Annotated in this window: 16 protein-coding genes; 5 read left to right on the top strand and 11 right to left on the bottom strand. The window is 62.5% G+C overall.

Going from position 1 to position 17,721, the window contains the following annotated elements; translation table 11 throughout:
- Positions 1 to 85 precede the first annotated feature (85 nt).
- From ACWF8S_RS17460 to ACWF8S_RS17450, 3 genes are all read right to left on the bottom strand, one after another.
- Positions 86 to 703 (bottom strand): CBS domain-containing protein, encoded by a 618-nt coding sequence (locus ACWF8S_RS17460; RefSeq protein ID WP_447554741.1) that lies wholly within the window; start codon positions 701 to 703, stop codon positions 86 to 88.
- 167 nt (positions 704 to 870) lie between these two features.
- The gene (locus ACWF8S_RS17455) at positions 871 to 2,256 is read right to left on the bottom strand and encodes an ATP-binding protein (RefSeq protein WP_447554740.1); all 1,386 of its coding nucleotides are present in this window, start codon (positions 2,254 to 2,256) and stop codon (positions 871 to 873) included.
- Positions 2,253 to 2,930 (bottom strand): response regulator transcription factor, encoded by a 678-nt coding sequence (locus tag ACWF8S_RS17450; protein WP_447554739.1) that lies wholly within the window; start codon positions 2,928 to 2,930, stop codon positions 2,253 to 2,255. The genes ACWF8S_RS17455 and ACWF8S_RS17450 overlap by 4 nt, the downstream gene beginning before the upstream one ends.
- A 69-nt stretch (positions 2,931 to 2,999) precedes the next feature.
- Between ACWF8S_RS17450 and ACWF8S_RS17445 the strand changes: the two genes are divergently transcribed.
- Together ACWF8S_RS17445 and ACWF8S_RS17440 are read left to right on the top strand one after the other, a co-directional pair.
- Positions 3,000 to 3,917: a GNAT family N-acetyltransferase gene (locus tag ACWF8S_RS17445; protein ID WP_447554738.1), complete on the top strand. Its 918-nt coding sequence runs from the start codon at positions 3,000 to 3,002 to the stop codon at positions 3,915 to 3,917.
- Positions 3,918 to 4,315: 398 nt separating this feature from the next.
- Positions 4,316 to 4,999, top strand: coding sequence for a c-type cytochrome (locus tag ACWF8S_RS17440; RefSeq protein WP_447554737.1), 684 nt, complete (start codon positions 4,316 to 4,318; stop codon positions 4,997 to 4,999).
- A gap of 64 nt (positions 5,000 to 5,063) precedes the next feature.
- On the opposite strand, the gene rep is transcribed toward ACWF8S_RS17440, so the two are convergent.
- On the bottom strand, positions 5,064 to 7,118 hold the full coding sequence (rep, locus tag ACWF8S_RS17435) for a DNA helicase Rep (RefSeq protein WP_447554736.1): 2,055 nt from the start codon (positions 7,116 to 7,118) through the stop codon (positions 5,064 to 5,066).
- Positions 7,119 to 7,370: 252 nt separating this feature from the next.
- Here rep and ACWF8S_RS17430 point away from each other — a divergent pair, with 252 nt between their 5' ends.
- Positions 7,371 to 7,835, top strand: a complete 465-nt coding sequence (locus tag ACWF8S_RS17430) for a tRNA (cytidine(34)-2'-O)-methyltransferase (protein ID WP_447554735.1) — start codon at positions 7,371 to 7,373, stop codon at positions 7,833 to 7,835.
- On the opposite strand, the gene pyrE is transcribed toward ACWF8S_RS17430, so the two are convergent.
- Positions 7,830 to 8,507, bottom strand: coding sequence for an orotate phosphoribosyltransferase (gene pyrE / locus ACWF8S_RS17425; protein WP_447554734.1), 678 nt, complete (start codon positions 8,505 to 8,507; stop codon positions 7,830 to 7,832). The genes ACWF8S_RS17430 and pyrE overlap by 6 nt on opposite strands.
- Before the next feature lie 135 nt (positions 8,508 to 8,642).
- Here pyrE and ACWF8S_RS17420 point away from each other — a divergent pair, with 135 nt between their 5' ends.
- Positions 8,643 to 9,410 carry an exodeoxyribonuclease III gene (locus ACWF8S_RS17420; RefSeq protein WP_447554733.1) on the top strand — a complete coding sequence of 256 codons (768 nt, stop codon included), beginning with the start codon at positions 8,643 to 8,645 and terminating at the stop codon, positions 9,408 to 9,410.
- Between the two features lie 100 nt (positions 9,411 to 9,510).
- Here ACWF8S_RS17420 and rph read toward each other — a convergent pair whose 3' ends face one another.
- The 6 genes from rph to ACWF8S_RS17390 form a co-directional block, all read right to left on the bottom strand.
- Entirely contained in the window at positions 9,511 to 10,248 is a 738-nt protein-coding gene (gene rph / locus ACWF8S_RS17415) for a ribonuclease PH (protein ID WP_447554732.1), read from the bottom strand.
- Positions 10,249 to 10,333: 85 nt separating this feature from the next.
- A complete protein-coding gene (locus ACWF8S_RS17410) occupies positions 10,334 to 11,890 on the bottom strand; it encodes an FGGY family pentulose kinase (protein WP_447554731.1) in 1,557 nt (518 codons plus the stop codon).
- A gap of 10 nt (positions 11,891 to 11,900) precedes the next feature.
- Positions 11,901 to 12,890: an ABC transporter permease gene (locus ACWF8S_RS17405; RefSeq protein ID WP_447554730.1), complete on the bottom strand. Its 990-nt coding sequence runs from the start codon at positions 12,888 to 12,890 to the stop codon at positions 11,901 to 11,903.
- Positions 12,887 to 13,885: an ABC transporter permease gene (locus ACWF8S_RS17400; protein ID WP_447554729.1), complete on the bottom strand. Its 999-nt coding sequence runs from the start codon at positions 13,883 to 13,885 to the stop codon at positions 12,887 to 12,889. The genes ACWF8S_RS17405 and ACWF8S_RS17400 overlap by 4 nt, the downstream gene beginning before the upstream one ends.
- Complete coding sequence (locus ACWF8S_RS17395) at positions 13,878 to 15,365, bottom strand: sugar ABC transporter ATP-binding protein (RefSeq protein WP_447554728.1); 1,488 nt, start codon at positions 15,363 to 15,365, stop codon at positions 13,878 to 13,880. Before ACWF8S_RS17395 ends, ACWF8S_RS17400 begins: the two co-directional genes overlap by 8 nt.
- Positions 15,366 to 15,481: 116 nt before the next feature.
- Complete coding sequence (locus tag ACWF8S_RS17390) at positions 15,482 to 16,465, bottom strand: substrate-binding domain-containing protein (RefSeq protein ID WP_447554727.1); 984 nt, start codon at positions 16,463 to 16,465, stop codon at positions 15,482 to 15,484.
- A gap of 204 nt (positions 16,466 to 16,669) precedes the next feature.
- Here ACWF8S_RS17390 and ACWF8S_RS17385 point away from each other — a divergent pair, with 204 nt between their 5' ends.
- Positions 16,670 to 17,683, top strand: a complete 1,014-nt coding sequence (locus tag ACWF8S_RS17385; protein WP_447554726.1) for a substrate-binding domain-containing protein — start codon at positions 16,670 to 16,672, stop codon at positions 17,681 to 17,683.
- Positions 17,684 to 17,721: the final 38 nt, after the last annotated feature.

The following is a 17,721-nucleotide window of genomic DNA, read 5'->3' as shown; positions in this document are numbered from 1 at the left end:
CTCGCCAAACAAGAACCGCCCTCATGTGAGGGCGGTTTTTCTGTGTCTTTACTCAATGTCCGGGGCTTGGCTGCAGCGGCGCGTATTACAGATCGTGGCCGGTAATCACCTTGCAGATGTCGGCAAAGTTACTGGCCATGGGAACCACGGGGTTGGATACCTTGCCTTTGACCCGCTCGCCCATGGCGTTTTGAATATCGGTGGCGGAGATGAGCCCGCGTACCGTGAGTTCGCCTGCCGGGGTACGTTCGGTAATCAGCAGGTGCTGTTCGCTGAAGCTCTCCATGGAGAGCACCAGATCTTCGATGCTCAGCGACTTGAGCTGCTCGACCGGCATGGCGCTCAGTTTTTCCCAGGGCGTCATGATCATGCCGGCGGTCACTTCGTGGCGGTCGAGGTTACGCTGCTGCATGGCCAGGTTGATACGCCGGGTGCCGATGACCTCTCTGGCAGTCAGCACGCCAATGCAGTGCGCTTGAGCATCCATGACGAACAGTAAACGGATACCGCCGTGACGCATCTTGAGGTGCGCGTCGTCGATGGACGTATCTTCACGAACGGATTGCGGCATGACCTGGGTAAAGTCGGTCAGCGCTGAAATGGCCGGGCTCGCCGCGGTGAGGTGCCTGGTGTCCGGCTGGGTGAGCAGCGGCGTTTTACCAAACGGAACGAGCGTTTTCTGAGAGTGCAGCATCTGATTCATCAGGGGTACCTTTTCTTTTGAATGGACAGAACGGATGACAAACCGCCTATCGTGTACCCCCAGCATCGCAGGCAATTCTTATCGCAATCTTAAGGCCCGCGAAGTTTCGTCAGTTTTTTGAAGGGACTATCTTCGAGGGACCCTCTGTGAGGAACTACCTTTGAGGGCTACCGTTGAGGGATTATCCGGGCAAGGGTTGCCCGAACGCGCAGGCCCCCGCCGGGGGCGTCTTCGAGGGCGAGGGTGCCACCGTGGCGACCGACCAGGCGATCGACGATGGAAAGTCCAAGCCCGGCCCCTGCGCCCGGCCCGGCGCGCTGAAAACGCTCGATCACCCACTGGCGCATTTCCGGGGCGATGCCGGGACCCTGGTCGTCGACGATGACCGTCACGCTCTGCGCCGCCGCCTCCAGGGTGATCTTCACGCTGCTCGATACCGGTGAATGCTGAATGGCGTTGCCCACCAGGTTCTGCATCAACGCCTCGATGGCCCCCGGCTCCTCCTTGATATGCCACGGGGCTTGCTCGTCGGCCTCAAGCAGCAGCTGCTGCGAGCGCTCGGCCGCCAGTGGCGAAAGCTTGGCGAGTATCTCGCGGGCTTCGTGCAATACGTTGGTATCGCGTAGCGCTTGCGGGGTGGTCTCTTCCGGGTCCAGTCGGGCCAGCGTCAACAGCTGGCCTACCAGGCGCGTCGAGCGCGCCACGCCGTGGCGCAGGTGATGCAGCGACTCCTCGCGGTCCTCGGCACTCTGGGCCGACAGTGCGTTCTGGGCGTGTAGATCGAGCACCGCCAGTGGCGAGCGCAGTTCATGGGCGGCATCGGCGATAAAGCGTTTTTCGCGAATGCGCATGTCACGCAAGCGCTTGAGCAGCCGGTTGATGGCGCCGGCGATGGTGTCGAGTTCCAAGGGCAGTGGCGGCAGCGACAAGGGCCTTAGATGGGTCGGGTCGCGGTGGCGAAGCTGCTCGGCCATGCGCGAAAGCGGTGCCAACCCCCAGCCGATGGACCACCAGAGAAGCCCCGCGAGAAGCGGTAATCCCAGCAGATCGGGCAAAAGCGTGCGCAGGGCGACTTCGCGGATCAGTTCGTCTCGTACATCCTGGCGCTCGCTCACCACGACCCGCTGACTGGTACCGACTGCCAGCGCAAAATTGCGCCAGTGGTGGCGCGGGCCTTCGTGGCTTGAAAAGCCCAGGGGCTGCCGGTCAAGCATCGTTTCCGGCGCGCCGGGTGAGCGCATCAGCAGTTGCCCGCCATCCCACAGCTGAAAGGCGAATTGGCTTTCATAGCGGTGGCCGTTGGCCACCGGGTTTGACCAATCGGTATCCAGCAGCGCCCGCTCCAGATTATCGATCAGTATGCCCCGCTCCTCGGCGGCCAGCGGCGCTGCCAGGAAACCCTCCAGCAGGCGGGCGTTTTGCGCAAGGCTGGCGTCGTAGAGCTCTTCCACTTCCTGGGCGGCAAAACGGTAGCTGATGAAGCCGATCATCAGCATGCTGAGTCCGAAGACCAGCAGCGTCACGGCCAACGTGCGCTGGCGAAGCGACTTCATGGCGAGGACCCCGGAACGGCTTTATCCATCACGTAACCAATGCCGCGTACCGTGCGCACCGCATCGCTGAACAGCTTGCGGCGCAGGTGATGAATGTGGACTTCAATGGCGTTGCTCTCGACGTCTTCCTCCCAGCCGTAAAGAAGCTGAGTGAGCGTATCGCGGGTGAAGACGCGGCCGGGATGACTCATGAACTCTTGCAACAGGGTAAGTTCGCGGCGCGACAGCGAAATGTCCCGGCCCTGGTAGCTCACGCTCAAGGTCTCGGGATTGAGCGCGATCCCCCGGCAGGTCAACTGCGAGCTGGCCTGGCCCTGACTGCGGCGCAACAGCGCCCGTAGGCGGGCTTTCAACTCCTCGACCTCGAAGGGTTTGGTGAGGTAGTCGTCGGCGCCGGCATCGAGCCCGGCAATACGGCTATCGACGTCGTCGCGGGCGGTGAGGACCAGCACGGGAACCCGGGCCCCAAGGCGTCTGGCATTGTCCAGTACCGTCATCCCGTCAAGGCGCGGCAGCCCCAGATCCAGAATGACGGCATCAAAGACTTCGCTTTTCAAGGCATTCAACGCCGCGACACCATCGGTAAGATGGTCCACGGTATAGTGTTCGGGCTTCAAGGCCAGGCGAATGCCCGACGCCAGACTGGGGTCGTCTTCGACCAGCAGGATACGCATAGGGGCGGATGACTCCTTTCATTCACTGCGGGCTCGTTCGAGCTACCGCGCTGCGCCGGAAAACCTAACATGCCACGTCACGACGCGTTCGACCACTCCTACATGGGCCCATGCGCTGAGCATCAGCGTCGTGAAGCGCTGCTTCAACTGGCGGGCGTCTTTGACCCGGCTTGGCAGTCCGCCCTGCAGGCCTCCCTGACCCGCGCCCAGGCCGAGCCGTCATTCGACTGGCAAGGGCTTTGGGTTGCAAGGCACGCCGGGCGAATCGACGCGGCCGTATGGGTCGAACCGTTGACGGATGCCACCGCCCAGCTATGGCTACCCGCTGTACACAGTGACACCGTCGACGCGCTACTGGCCAGTGTTCGGCAGTGGGTAGACCGGCAAGGGTTTGATCTCTGTCATGTAACGTTAAACACCGATCAGCATGCCTGGAAAGCCCCTCTGACGGCGAGCGGTATGCAGGCGATCGCTACACTCGAGCATCTGAAGACGCCACTCGAGGCGCCTGAGCCCTCACCGGAAATGCTTCACATGGCCCCTTTGGGCGAGCTGGCCTACGCGGATCGACTGGCGCTGCTGCGTGGTATCAGCGAAGACTCGCTGGACTGCCCGGTCCTGCTTGATGCCCTGTCGATGGAAACCCTTCTGGCCGGGTTTCACGCCCAGGCCCCCGGCGCACTGGACCACTGGTACCGGGCGCTTTGCGGTGATGAGACCGCAGGCATTCTGCTGCTGGCGCCGCAAACCGTCACGCACTGGGAGCTTCAACTGATGGGTTTGCTTCCGGTCTGGCGCGGCAAGGGGCTGGGAAGGGCGCTGGTGCAACAGGCGAAAAGGCTGGCCTGTCAGGGCGGAGCCAGCACGCTTGCGTTGACTGTCGATGCGTACAATACGCCTGCCTGTCGGCTTTACGCCCAGGCCGGGTTCAGCCGTGAGCGCGAGCAGCAGCTTTACGGCTGGCGCCGTCGAGAGAACAGAAAGTAAAGGGCCGCGAAGCAAGAGGTGGATGATGCCATGGCGGTGGCGCATGAGATCGCGGCCTATCGGGCTCGTCAGCGCGTGAATTTTTCCTCTATACTGAGGTCGTTCCAGCAAGGAATACTTTTCTACTCATGGAGGAACTGCAATGAAAATCATCCTAGGCATTATCGTATTTATCTTCGTCGTCGGTCTCTTGACCCTTACCGGCGTGTTCAATCTAATCTTCTAAACACCCGGTAAGCCACCCTATCGGCTGGTGCTTGTAACGGTCGGTTGTCTCGAGTGCTTTAATCGATTCTCCCTCCTTTGTTCCTGAATGGCGATGTCGCGGTTGACCGTACACATCGTCAAGTCGGGTCAGGGAGGGTTGTGGCGCTGGGCAGCGGTTCAAGGAGAAGACGGTGAATTTCAAGCGCGTAGCAGGGCTTTTGTTAGGCGTTTTATCCAGCACGGCCATGGCCGAGGAGCATCCCCTGCACCCTCGCGGGGAGGCAGTATACGACCAGCTTTGCATGGCGTGTCACCAGACCGGGGTGGCTGGGGCGCCGATTCGTGGCGATGAGCAGCATTGGGCACTGCGTCTGGAGCAAGGGTTCGAGTCGCTGGTGCGCCACGCCATCGACGGCATCGGGGCCATGCCTCCTCGCGGCGGTAACCCCAACCTCTCGGACGACGAAATGCGTGCAGCCACGTTCTATCTGGTCGAGCCGGCAATGGACGATATGCTGCCGCCCGGGGAAGAGCTCGAAGACCAGGTGGATGAGCAGGCCGCGCCTGACCCCGTTGGGCCGGCGCCTACCCTAACCGAGCCTGCTGGCGAGGAAGAGGTCGCTGACCATCACCTATTGGATGGCGAAGCGCTTTATTCCCGGGCAAGGTGCGCGACCTGCCACGCCACCGGTATTGCCAGAGCCCCCGTTCTGGGTGACCCCCGGGCCTGGGGTAGCCGCCTCGAGAAAGGCCGCGAGGTGCTTTATCAAAGCGTGATTGCAGGTAAGGGCGTGATGCCGCCCCGAGGTGCGAGTACCGCCACGGATGAAGAACTCAAGGCCATGGTGGATTTCATGATCGAGCGCTCCGAGTAGAGCGCCGCTCGTTTGTTTATCCACAGCCGGCTGAGCTAAAGCCGCTGTGGATAAATCAAGTGATCTAGCCCAGCAGCGAGCGCAACCCGGCAATCGCGTCCTTGCCCCGGGCCTGCTTCTTGTCCGGGTCCTCCTTGTCGGCGCGGCCTTCCCACTCGAGATCATCAGGCGGCAGTTCCTCCAGAAAGCGGCTGGGTTGGCAATCCATCAGCTCGCCGTAGGCCTTGCGCTGGCGGGCAAGCGTCAGGGTCAGCGTGCGCCGTGCCCGGGTGATGCCCACGTAGGCCAGGCGGCGCTCTTCCTCCACCGTGCCCACTTCGATGGCGTTGCGGTGGGGCAGCAGGTCCTCCTCCAGACCCATCAGATAAACGTGCGGAAACTCGAGGCCTTTCGAGGCGTGCATGGTGAGTAGCTGCACCTTGTCCGAGTCGTCCTCTTCGGCCTGCTGCTCGAGGATATCGCGCAGCACCAGGCGTGAAATCGCCGCTTCCACGCCGTCGGTTTCCGTCGCGGTGGAGTCGTCATCGTCTTCCGGGTCGCGATTGAGCGACTTTTCCAACTGATCGATCAGGATCCATACGTTGGCCATGCGCCGCTCGGCAATGGTGGGGGCGCTGGCATTCTGGTAGAGCCACGCCTCGTAATCCATGTCGCGCAGCATATCGCGGATGGCGGCAATCGCATCGCCCTGGTCCATGCGTTTACGCACGCCATCGATGAAGTGGGTAAAGCGCGAAAGCCGCTCCACGGCGCGGGTGGGCAGCACCTGCTCCAGACCCAGCTCGTGACAGGCGGCGAACAGGGAAATCGAGCGCTCGGTGGCGTAGTTGGCAAGCTTTTCGACCGTACCGGGGCCGACTTCCCGGCGCGGCACGTTGACGATACGCAAAAAGGCGTTGTCGTCGGCGGGGTTGATCAGAAGGCGCAGGTAGGCCATGGCGTCCTTGATCTCGTTGCGCGAGAAAAACGACGTGCCGCCGGAGAGCTTGTAGGGAATCTGGTAGTGCTGCAGCTTGAGTTCCAGAAGCCTTGCCTGAAAGTTACCCCGATAAAGTACCGCGAAATCCCGCCACTCGGCACGCTCCTTGATCCGCCGGGTGAGCATTTCGCTGGCCACCCGCTCGGACTCCGCCTCTTCGTGGCGGTTGACGATCACGCGGATCGGCGCGCCGTCGCCCATGTCCGACCAAAGCGTCTTGTCGTAGACGTGGGGGTTATTGGCAATCAGCGTGTTGGCGGCGCGCAGGATGGTGCCGGTGGAGCGGTAGTTCTGCTCCAGCTTGATCACCTTCAGGCGCGGGAAGTCCTCGCCCAGGGTCACCAGGTTTTCCGGACGCGCCCCGCGCCAGGCGTAGATCGACTGGTCGTCGTCACCCACCACGGTAAAGGTCGAGCGTTCGGCCATCAGAAGCTTCACCAGCAGGTACTGGGAAACGTTGGTGTCCTGATACTCGTCCACCAGCATGTAGTGGATCTTGCGCCGCCAGCGCTCCAGGGCATCAGCATCGTTTTTCAGCAGCACCACGGGCAGCAGGATCAGATCATCGAAATCCACCGCGTTGTAGGCTTTCAGGTGGCGGTTATAGGCCTCGTACACCCGGGCGGCGAACTGCTCGTCATCGTCCTCGGCCAAGGACAGCGCCTGGCCGGGCAGCACCAGGTCGTTCTTCCAGGTGGAAATCTTGCTCTGCACGCTGTTGATCTGCTCGGCGTCCACCTGGGCGTCCTTGTTCATCAGGTCGCGCAGCAGTGCCTTGGCGTCTTCCGGGTCGAATAGCGAGAACCCCGGCTTGTAGCCCAGCGTCTTCAGCTCGCCTCTGATGATATTGAGCCCCAGGGTGTGAAAGGTCGACACCGTCAGGCCATGACCTTCCTTGCCCTTGAGCATCTGCCCCACCCGCTCTTTCATCTCGCGGGCCGCCTTGTTGGTAAAGGTGACCGCGGCGATGCGGCGCGCGCTCATTCCGCACTCCTGCACCAGGTAGGCGATCTTGGTGGTGATGACGCTGGTCTTGCCCGAGCCTGCGCCTGCCAGTACCAGGCAGGGGCCGTCGATATACCGCACGGCTTCCTGCTGGCGCGGGTTGAGGCCTTTGATACGCTGCATGATAGAGGACATAGAGACAACCTGGCGGGAAAGGCGGGACGCTTTGGGGTATCATACCGCGTGTCGATCAGGCGGTGAAACCGGCGATCATTGCCCAGACAAGGCTGGAAAATATTTTCAGGATATACGACCAAAGTTCAATAAGAGTTTGTATAATACCGACCGCCCGACGATTAGCCGACCTGATCTCATTTCCCACTCGCCTGTCTTTGCCGCCGTTCGAGCGATCGAATCGGTCAGGGTATGTCTATCCAAGGTGGTGTCATGTTTGAAATAGCGCTTTTCGAGCCGCGCATGGCGCCCAATACGGGCAACATCATGCGTCTGGTGGCCAACAATGGCTGTCGGCTTCACCTGATCGAGCCGCTGGGTTTTGATCTGGAAGAGAAAAAGCTGCGGCGTGCCGGGCTCGATTACCGGGACCTGGCCAACGTGACGCGCCACGCCGACTTTACGGCGTTTATTGATGCCATGGCCGGGCGCACCGTCTGGGCCATCACGACCCAAGGGGTAACGGCGCACAGCGAGGCCACCTTCGCGCCCGGGGATGTGCTCTTGTTCGGCTCGGAAACCGGCGGACTCTCGGCCGAGGTACACCGCACGCTTTCCGAGGAGCAGAAGCTGCGCATCCCCATGCAGCCGAACAATCGAAGCCTAAATCTCTCCAACGCCGTGGCCATCGTAAGCTACGAAGCCTGGCGCCAGCAGAGCTATAAAGGCGCGCTATAGGCCTTGATGCGCCGCGACGCCGTAGCGGTCGCGGTAGGCGCGAACGGCCTCGGCGTAGGCGATCATCTCGCCGCCGGCGTACTCTTCCAGGTACGTCAGCACCTGCTCGAGGGTCACGATGCTGATTACCGGCATCTTGTACCTGGAAGTGACTTCCTGGATGGCGCTCTGCTCGCCCTGGCCGCGCTCCTGGCGGTCCAGCGCTATGATCACCCCGGCGGCACGGGCGTTCTGCGCCTCGATGAGCGTCATGACCTCGCGGATGGCGGTACCGGCGGTGATCACGTCATCGATGATCAGGATATCGCCGGCAAGCGGCGCGCCGACGATATTGCCGCCTTCGCCATGGGTCTTGGCCTCCTTGCGGTTGAAGGCGTAGGGCATGTCCAGATCAAAATGGTCGGCAAGTGCGGCAGCAGTCACGGCGGCAAGCGGAATGCCCTTGTAGGCGGGGCCGAAGAGCACGTCGGCGTTCAGGCCTTGATCGACGATGGCCTGGGCATAGAAGCGGCCCAGCTTGGCCAGGGCGCGCCCGGTCTGGAAAAGGCCGGCGTTGAAGAAGTACGGGCTGACCCGCCCGGACTTGAGCGTGAATTCGCCGAATTTAAGAACGCCCTGCTCGATGGCGAAGGCAATGAAGTCGCGCTGGTAGGGTTGTAGAGTGGTCGCCACGGCGGTTGTCTCTAAAGCAATATGTGGATGAAAGTAATCGATATAGATCAGGTAAGTAGTCTGATTGAGTCTGCCTATTTACCCAAACGTCTAAACGTCGGGTATCATACAGCAGCGACGCAAAAGGGACGATTTATGAAAATTGCCAGCATTAATGTCAATGGTATACGTGACGCCGTCGACCGAGGCTTCCTGGACTGGCTGGCTCAGCAGGACGCCGACGTGGTCTGCGTGCAGAATCTCAAGGCCAAGAGCTTTGAACTGGGCGATCATATCCTCTATCCGGAAGGCTACGAAGGCTATTTCCTGGACGCCGAAGAGGACGGTTTTTCCGGCGTGGGGCTTTATTGTCGCAAGATTCCCAAGGCCATCATGTACGGGCTGGGCTTTCCGCAGTGCGACCACGAAGGGCGCTTCTTGCAGGCGGACTACGACCGCTTCAGCATCGCCACCTTCCTGATGCCCGACGGCTCTGATCAGAAAGCCAAGCAGGCGTTCATGGATCAGTACCAGGAATACCTGACGAAGATGTCGCGCAAACGCCGCGAATACATCATCTGCGGCACCTGGCATATCGCCCATAAGACCGTGGATCTGGCCAACTGGTCGGACAACCAGCTCACCTCGGGTTTTCGCCCGGAAGAGCGCGCCTGGATGGATCAGGTGCTCGGCCCGACCGGGTTCATCGACACCTTCCGCGAAATCAACCGCGACGCCGGCGAATACACCTGGTGGCCCAAACTCGACCAGGACGTGGCCCGCAGCCGTCAGGAAGGCTGGCGACTCGACTACCAGCTGGTCGGCCCCAACTTCCGCCGCCACGTGGTCGACGCCTGGATCGATGTAGATGCGACCTTCTCGGAGTATGCCCCGCTGATCGTCGAGTATGACCTGGCGCTCTAGACATCAACGTCCGCGTCGCATGCAGTGAGTTGTCAGCAAAAGGCCAGCATCGAGCTGGCCTTTTGCGTAGAGATGGACTGCGTAGCGGTACAGAGGTCGGTCAGCCGCGGATTCCCAGCGCCTCGCGCTGGTGTTCGCGAAGCTCACCACCGGCCTTCTCGGCCAGGTCCAGCATGGCGTTGAGCTCGGCACGAGTGAACGCGCCGGCCTCGGCGGTGCCCTGCACCTCGATCAGCTCACCGCTTTCGGTCATCACCACGTTCAGGTCGGTATCGGCCTTGCTGTCTTCGGGATAGTCCAGATCGAGCACCGGCACGCCCTTGTAGATGCCTACCGAGATGGCGCTGACCATCTGCTTGAAGGGATCGCTCTTGATCTTCTTTTCACGCTGCAGGTAGCGAATCGCGTCCACCAGCGCCACGCAGCCGCCGGTGATCGCCGCGGTGCGCGTGCCGCCGTCGGCCTGGAGCACGTCGCAATCCACGGTGATGGTGAACTCGCCGAGCTTCTTGAGATTGATTGCGGCGCGCAGGCTGCGCCCGATCAGACGCTGGATTTCCAGCGTCCGCCCGCCTTGCTTGCCGCGGCTGGCTTCACGGCCGCTGCGCGAGTGGGTGGCCCGTGGCAACATGCCGTACTCGGCGGTCACCCAGCCCTGGTTCTTGCCGCGCAGCCAGCGCGGCACGCCCGCCTCCACGCTTGCGTTACACAGCACCTTGGTATCGCCAAACTCGACCAGTACCGAGCCTTCGGCGTGGCGGGTGTAGTCGCGGGTCAGGCGAATCTCGCGCAGCTCATCGGCTGCGCGATTGCTGGGGCGAACGACATCGGGACGCATAGCACCTCTCGTTGATTACGGTTTCGCCAATCAAGGCTAAAGCGCTCCATTGTACACCCTAGGGCCCTGGGGCGCCTGGGCGCGTTCAATCCAGCCGGCCGGCATAGAGCGCCTTGAACGCCTGATAGCGCGCGGCGTGCATCCCTTCCATGGCGGGGTCGGGCTCCAGCACGTGCTCACCCGGTACCAGGCCCTTGGCCACGCTGAGCACGTTGCCGTCCACCTGGGCGCCCAGGGCTGCCACGGCGGCTCCCAATAATACTGGCTCGGGGGCCTCGGAAAGCACCACCCGACAGCCGGTGCCGTCGGCGTAGAGCTTGCGAAGCAGCGCCGAGCGGCCGTGGCCACCACTCAAATGCAGCGTATCGATGGCGTAGCCGTGGGTGTTCAGCCGCTCGATGATCGCCCGGGTACCGTACACCAGCGCCGTGGCGGCGGCCCAGTACACCTTGATGAAGCTCTCCCGAGGGGAATCGAGGGTGAGCCCGGTGATCGCGCCGCGAATTTCCGGGTCCGCCAGGGGCGAGCGGTTGCCGATGAAATCGGGGCAGATATGGGTATGCGGCGCCGGGTCACCGCTTTCCAGACGCGCGAGCAGCAGATCCGAGAGCGCGCCGTGCACGTCGTCGCCGAAGTCGCTGCCCGCCGAGAACATCGCCACCAGGTGATCCAGCAAGGCGCCGGTAATGCTCTGGCCACCTTCGTTGGCGACGAACCCGTCGGCCAGGGCGCCGGGGTAGGGGCCCCATACGCCGGGCACTTCGCAGCGCGTGGGCTGGGCGCCGATATGGCAGGTCGAGGTGCCGCCGATCACCGCCAGACGCGTTTCTGGAGCGTCCATCAGGCTACGGCCCAGTGTGCCAAGGGCGCCCGCGTAGGCGTCGATCATACCCACCGAAAAGCGACACCGGGTGCTCAGGCCAAGATCCGCCGCTGCCTGTTCGGTGAGCGCGCCAAGCTCCACGCCCACCGGCAAGGCCTTTTCCGGCAGCCCGGCCCGCTCGATCACATCCGCCATGTCGATCCGCGCCAGGAAATCGCGATCCCAGCCGTGGTCGGGCCGCGGATCAAACGTCCACTTGCAGGCGAGCATGCATACCGAGCGCGAAAGCGAACCGGTGCACGCAAAGCCCAGCCAGTCGCCCAGATCACCCGCGTAGCCGATCTGTTCGTAAAGCTCGGGGCGGTGGCGCTTGAGCCACTTGAGCTTGGGCATCTGCATTTCCGGTGACATCACCCCGCCCAGGTTGGCAAGGGGCGCCGCACCCGTGGCCGTGCATTCGGCGGCCTCGAGGGTCGCGCGGTGATCCATCCAGACGATGATATCCCAGGGGTCTTCGCCCGGGGACAGCGCCAGGGGCTGGTAGCTCTTGTCCAGCAGCACCAGCGAGCAGGTAGCGCTCACCGACATGCGGGTCACGCTCTCGGCGGCAACGCCGGCCGCTTCCCGGGCGCGCCGGGTGGCGCTGCATACGGCGCGCCAGATATTGGTGGAGCTCTGCTCCACGTGGTGCTCGGCGGGGCGGTTCATCGCGATGGGCGTCTTCGCCTCGGCCAGCATCACGCCGTCGGTGGTGAAGATACCCGCGCGGGCGCTGCCGGTGCCGATGTCGATGCCCAGAACGTGCTCTTGATGACTCATGAAAGCTTACTCACGACTGTTTGAGAAACGGCATCCGCAGTGCCATGACGATGATCAGAAACCCACCCCAGACGGCGGTGGCTAAATGTTGGCTCGCCCCCATCAGGTTCATGCCCGAGGCAATCACCTGCAGGCTCATCAAACCCAGCACCAGCGGCAGCACGCGGCCGAAGCCACCAAACGGGTTGGCGCCGGCCAGGAAACAGGCCAGCACGGTAATCAGCAGATAGCTTTCACCGTGGCCGACGCGCACCGAGTTGAACCGGGCCAGCATCACCATGCCGGCAAGACCCGCCAGAAGCCCGGAAAGGGTGTAGACGGTAATCAGCACGCGCTTGACGTTGATGCCCGAGTATTCGGTGGCGCGGGGGTTGGAGCCGAGCATGTAGATCGAAAAGCCGGTGCGGGTGAAGTGCATCACATAGATCAGCCCGGCGGCGGCGCCCAGAAAGATCCACATGGGAATCGGTACACCCAGCCAGTGGCCGCTGCCGATGGTCTGAAACACCTCGGGCATGCCCGAGATGCCGCCGCCGCGGGTCAGGAACTCACCCACGCCCTGCAAGAAGATCATCGCCCCCAGCGACACCAGAATCGGGTGCGCGCCCACGTAGGCGACGATCACGCCGATCAGACAGCCCGCCGCCGCCCCCACGGCAAGCCCCGCCACGATGGCGAGCGGTGCACCGATGCCGCTCACTTCCGCCAGGATACCCTGCACCAGCCAGGCCGTGGTGAGCCCAGCAATATTGGCGGTGAAGGTGACCGACAGGTTCAGGCCGCCGGAGATGATCGGCACCAGCATGGCCAGGGAGAGCAGGCCAAGCTCCGGCAACTGCATCGACATCGAGCCGAAGTTGGTGGGCGTGAGAAAGCCCGGCGCCAGCAGCGAGAAGAACGCGATACTGATGACCAGCAGCGCGGTCATCACCAGCACTTCGAGAGTATCGCCGCCGACGCGCAGACCGGTTCGGGAGGATGTGTTCAAAGGCTTGTTCATACGGTTTTCGCCCGGGTGGAACGGGGCAACAGGTTGCCCAGGTTACTGGTGGTGATCGCGACCAGGATGATCAGCCCGACGATCATGCGAAAGGCGTAGGGCGTGACACCCAGAAGGTTCAGACCGTTTTGCACCACGGCAAGCAGCAAGACGCCGAGCACCGCGCCGAGCACCGTGCCGCGCCCGCCGCCGAGGGTGGCCCCGCCCAGTACCACGGCGGCCAGAATAGGCAGTTCCTGGCCGATCAGGGCATTGGGTACCACCTCCTGGACGATATGCGCCTGCATGAGCCCCGCCACGCCCGCACAAAGACCCAGCCAGCCGTAGGCGAAGGCGTGAATCTTCCATACGCTCACGCCGGAGCGCCGCGCCGCTTCGGGGCTGGAGCCGAAGCCGTAAATGGATCGGCCAAAGCCGGTACGGGCGAGAATGAACCAGGTGAGCAGCACCATGACCGCCATGACCGCGGCGGGAAGATAGAGCGTGGCCGAGCCGCGCTCGGCGGGCAGGTCCAGAAGCGGAATCGAATAATAGAGCCAGTCGGGCACGTCGTAGATCGACACGCCGCCGGTAAAGTACATCAAAAGCCCGAAAAACAGGTTGAACGTGCCGATGGTGACGATGATCGAGACGATGCGAAAGCGATCAATGAGCAGCGCATTGAAAAGCCCGAGCAGCGTGCCTACCGCCATGGAGAGCAGAATACCCGCGACCCAGCCGCCGCCGCCCAGATATTCCATCAAGGCCGTCATCACTACGTACTGCACCACGGAGGCGGCCACCGCGAAGGAGATGTCGATGCCGCCGGCGATCAGCACCACCACCAGCCCCACGGCGAAAATGATGTTCACCGACTGGTTGTTCAACAGATCGAACAGGTTCTGGACGCTCAGAAAGCTGTCGGTGGTCAGCGCCAGCACGATCGAAAGCGCCACGATGATGCCCAGCAGCACGCCTTCGGTGCCGATGCGTTGGCGCGTTGATAACTTACGCATTGATCACTGCCTCCAGCGCTTCTTCGGTGGTGTCCGAGGGGATGATTTCGGTAACGATACGTCCATCGCGCAGAACCAGTGCGCGGTCGGCATTCATCCATATCTCGCCGGCCTCGTCGGAAATCAGGATGATCGCCATGCCCTGGTCGGCAAGGTGGCGAATGATCTCGAAAATGCCCGCTTTCGCGCCGACATCGACCCCGATCGTCGGGCAGTCAAGAATCAGCACATCGGGCTCGGTGGCCAGCCACTTGGCCAGCGCAATGCGCTGCTGGTTACCGCCGGAGAGTGACGATACCGCAAGCTCGGCGTCGCTCACCTTGGTTTTGAGCTGTTCGATCCAGCGGGCGGTGAGCGCCTTGATACGCTGGGGCGAAAGAAAGCCCCGCGGCTTTTCAAGCGAGGGCAACACGGTGACGGCGCTGTTCATGTTGATCGACTGGTTCTGCACCAGGCCCAGGTGAAGCCGGTCTTCCGAGAGGTAGGCGATCTTGTGGCGCACGGCGTCGCGGTTGGAGCGAAGCGACAGCGGCTGACCATCCTTGCGCATCTCCCCCGAGGAGGGTCTTGTCATGCCAAAGAGGGTATGGGCAATTTCGGTACGTCCGGCACCCAGCAGCCCCGTCAGGCCCAGAATTTCACCACGATGAAGGGTGAAGGAAACGTCTTCGAATTCACCTTCCCGGCTCAACCGATCAATTTCCAGCACCGGCGCCCCTTTCCAGGCATCGGCGCGCGGGGTAAGCGCAAGCTCCAGCCCGGTCATCAGCGTGGAGAGCCGCGCCTGGGTCATGCCGTCGGTGGGGTAGGTGCCTACCAGCTTGCCGTTGCGCAGTACGGTCACGCGCTGGCACACCTCCAGCACTTCCGCCAGGCGGTGGCTGACCAGCACGATGGAGATTCCCTGATCGGCCAGCGAACGAGTGATCGCCAGCAGCGACTGCACCTCCTTGTAGGTGAGCGAGGCGGTGGGCTCGTCCATGAAGATGATGCTGGCGCCGGCGCGCAGCACGCGACAGATCGCCACCAGCTGGCGGTGGGCGATGGAAAGATCCTCCACCCGAGCAGCCGGGTCCAGCGTCAAGCCGAACTGCTGGATGATCTTGCGGGATTGATCGAGCGCCTCCTTGTAGGAGATCGGCCGCCAGGGTTTGGCGACATAGTCGTCAAAGACGATGTTTTCCGCCACGGTAAGATGCGGGAAGAGCGCCAGGTCCTGCCAGATCACGTGGATGCCGCGGCTGCGCGCCTCCAGCGGGCTGATCATGGAAAGGGTCTCGTCGCCAAAGGTGAACTCCACCCCCGGTTCCGGCTTGTAGACCCCGTTGATGATCTTGATGAGGGTACTCTTGCCGCAGCCGTTTTCTCCGGCCAGGCACATCACCTCACCGCGGCGAAGCTCGAACTCGACATCGTCGAGCACCCGGCTTTGCCCGAATACCTTGCTTACATGACGCGCGCGAATCGCGATGTCGCTCATCGGCGGCTCCTTTCTTGAAGTGACGCTTGACGTGACGGTCTCTGGCACGACGGCCCTTTACATGACTGCCGCGCTCGATGAGCGCGGCAGTCTTGACACATGGATGAAACGGGATCTTACAGGCCGAGCTCGGCGAGTTCGTCCACGGTCTCTTCGCTCAGCTCCAGGGGCTTGGCGGCAAAGATCGTGTGACCGTCGAGCGTGATGTCACCGAGGATCGGAAGCTCGTCGCCATCGCTGATCTCTTCACCGTTGTAAAGCATGTTGCCCAGCGCCACGAACGCTTTACCCGCCTCCAGCGGGCTCCACTGGAAACCGCCGGTGATCACGCCTTCGTGCACCAGACGCCGCCCCTGACCCGGCGAGAACAGCCCCATCACGGCCACGTCGCCGGCCAGGCCACGCTCTTTCACCGCCCGGGCCGCCCCGATGGTGCCCTGGCTGCCAAACGACATGATGCCGGCCAGATCATCGTGGGCGCGCAGCAGGTCAAGAGTGGTGCTGCGGCTGTCATCGACGCTTTCCGCCACGCCGAAACGCTCCGCCGCCGGGCGAAGGCCTTCGCAGTTCTCCTCCAGCCAGTTCACCGCGGCATCTGCCCAGGCATTGTGCGCCGGTACGCTCAAGCCACCCACGTAAACGGCGTAGGAGCCTTCGCAGCCGGTGGTGTCCGCGAGCAGCTTGGCGTGCTCTTCACCCAGCTGCTGAGCGGAGATCATCTCGAAGTCGTAATCGATGTTGACCGATTCGGGGCTTTCGTGGGTGAGCACGATGATGCCTTGGCTGCGTGCGCGTTCGAGTACCGGCTCCAGCACTTCGCGGTCGTTGGGTACCACGCCGATGACATCGACGCCACGGCTGATCAGATCTTCAACGGCGCGTACCTGAAGCGCAGGGTCGGCGCTGGTCGGGCCGACCATGTAGGCTTCCACACCCAGCTCGTCGCCCATCTGCTCGATGCCCATCTCCATGGCGTTGAACCAGGGAATGCCCCCCACCTTCGCTACCACGGCAATGGTAGGAGATTCCTGCGCCATGGCACCGGTACTGGCCAGTGCGCCGGTCAGCGTCGCAACGCCAAGAAGTGCTTTATATTTCATTGTCTTTTCCTTTGCTTATGGCGAACAAAGCCAGTGAAATGGACGATATGAGGTAGCGGCAACCAACCCGGCACGACGTCAAAAGGCGAGTGATAGGTCGAATTGCAGTTAAATTAGTCTGCACAATCGGTTGTGCAAAGTGTAGCATTGTTCTTTGGCGCGTTCACGTCAATGCGACCTTTATCTATTGCAAGGAGCGGTTACGTGGTAAGCGAGTCCCCCAAGCGGCTAACCATCTACGATCTGGCGAGACTTGCCAACACCTCACCGAGCACCGTGAGCGCGGTGCTCAACGGCTCATGGCAGCGCCGGCGTATCAGCCAGAAACTGGCCGACAGGATTCTCTCTCTGGCCGACAGCGAGGGCTACTCCGCCAACATGCAGGCTCGGGCGCTGCGCCGTGAACGCTCGGGCATCATCGGCATGATTCTGCCGCTCTACGACAACCGCTACTTCAGCTCGATTGCCCAGCACTTCGAAGCCCAGGCGCGCAAGCGAGGTCTGTTCGCGATTGTCGCCTGTACCAACCGCGACCCGGAGCAGGAGCGGGAAGCGGCGCGCATGATGCTCGGCTACCGGGTAGAGTGTCTGGTGAGTACCGGCGCCACCGACCCGGATACCATCTCCGAGATGTGCGACGAGAACGGGGTAGCCAGCATCAACCTGGACTTGCCCGGCAGCAAGGCACCTTCGGTGATTTCCGATAACCGGGAAGGCGCGCGGCAGCTCACCCACGCCCTGCTTGACCGGTTGGCCTGGCAACAGGCGAGCGACGAGGCCATCCTGTTTATCGGCGGGCGCAGCGGGGATCACAACACGCGTGAACGTATCGCCGGCTTCACCCAGGCCCGCACCGAACGTGGGCTTGCCACCTCGGAGGCGGATATCATTCCCTGCGACTACGCCGCCGACAAGGCGCTGACCGCGCTGGAGGCGTACATGCGCCTTCGCCCCCGGCTTCCCAGCGCGATGTTCGTCAACTCGACCATCTCGCTGGAGGGGATCGTGCGCTGGCTACAACGCAGCGGCTATCAACTGGACGACATGGTGGTGGGCTGCTTTGACTGGGACCCGCTGGCCGCCGCCTTCCACCCCCGTTTGATGATGGCGCGACAAAGCGTGGAAGTGATGATCGAGCGGGTCTTCGAAGTGATCGACACCCCCGCCCCGAAAGCGGGCCTGCTGATCGAAGTTCAGCCCGAGATCATTGGCGTGTAGGCGTACTCAATGCCCAGCGGCCCGGGAAACTACGCTAC

The sequence above is a fragment of the Vreelandella xerophytica genome, from assembly GCF_968048975.1.
Note: the sequence above shows the minus strand (reverse complement) of the source record. Positions and strands in the feature narration are given on the sequence as shown.

Excerpts from the sequence above, each read along its gene's own strand:
- ACWF8S_RS17460 (WP_447554741.1), bottom strand. The coding sequence starts at position 703 with ATGAATCAGATGCTGCACTCTCAGAAAACGCTCGTTCCGTTTGGTAAA.
- ACWF8S_RS17455 (WP_447554740.1), bottom strand. The coding sequence starts at position 2,256 with ATGAAGTCGCTTCGCCAGCGCACGTTGGCCGTGACGCTGCTGGTCTTC.
- ACWF8S_RS17450 (WP_447554739.1), bottom strand. The coding sequence starts at position 2,930 with ATGCGTATCCTGCTGGTCGAAGACGACCCCAGTCTGGCGTCGGGCATT.
- ACWF8S_RS17445 (WP_447554738.1), top strand. The coding sequence starts at position 3,000 with ATGCCACGTCACGACGCGTTCGACCACTCCTACATGGGCCCATGCGCT.
- rep (WP_447554736.1), bottom strand. The coding sequence starts at position 7,118 with ATGTCCTCTATCATGCAGCGTATCAAAGGCCTCAACCCGCGCCAGCAG.
- ACWF8S_RS17430 (WP_447554735.1), top strand. The coding sequence starts at position 7,371 with ATGTTTGAAATAGCGCTTTTCGAGCCGCGCATGGCGCCCAATACGGGC.
- ACWF8S_RS17420 (WP_447554733.1), top strand. The coding sequence starts at position 8,643 with ATGAAAATTGCCAGCATTAATGTCAATGGTATACGTGACGCCGTCGAC.
- rph (WP_447554732.1), bottom strand. The coding sequence starts at position 10,248 with ATGCGTCCCGATGTCGTTCGCCCCAGCAATCGCGCAGCCGATGAGCTG.
- ACWF8S_RS17410 (WP_447554731.1), bottom strand. The coding sequence starts at position 11,890 with ATGAGTCATCAAGAGCACGTTCTGGGCATCGACATCGGCACCGGCAGC.
- ACWF8S_RS17405 (WP_447554730.1), bottom strand. The coding sequence starts at position 12,890 with ATGAACAAGCCTTTGAACACATCCTCCCGAACCGGTCTGCGCGTCGGC.
- ACWF8S_RS17400 (WP_447554729.1), bottom strand. The coding sequence starts at position 13,885 with ATGCGTAAGTTATCAACGCGCCAACGCATCGGCACCGAAGGCGTGCTG.
- ACWF8S_RS17395 (WP_447554728.1), bottom strand. The coding sequence starts at position 15,365 with ATGAGCGACATCGCGATTCGCGCGCGTCATGTAAGCAAGGTATTCGGG.
- ACWF8S_RS17390 (WP_447554727.1), bottom strand. The coding sequence starts at position 16,465 with ATGAAATATAAAGCACTTCTTGGCGTTGCGACGCTGACCGGCGCACTG.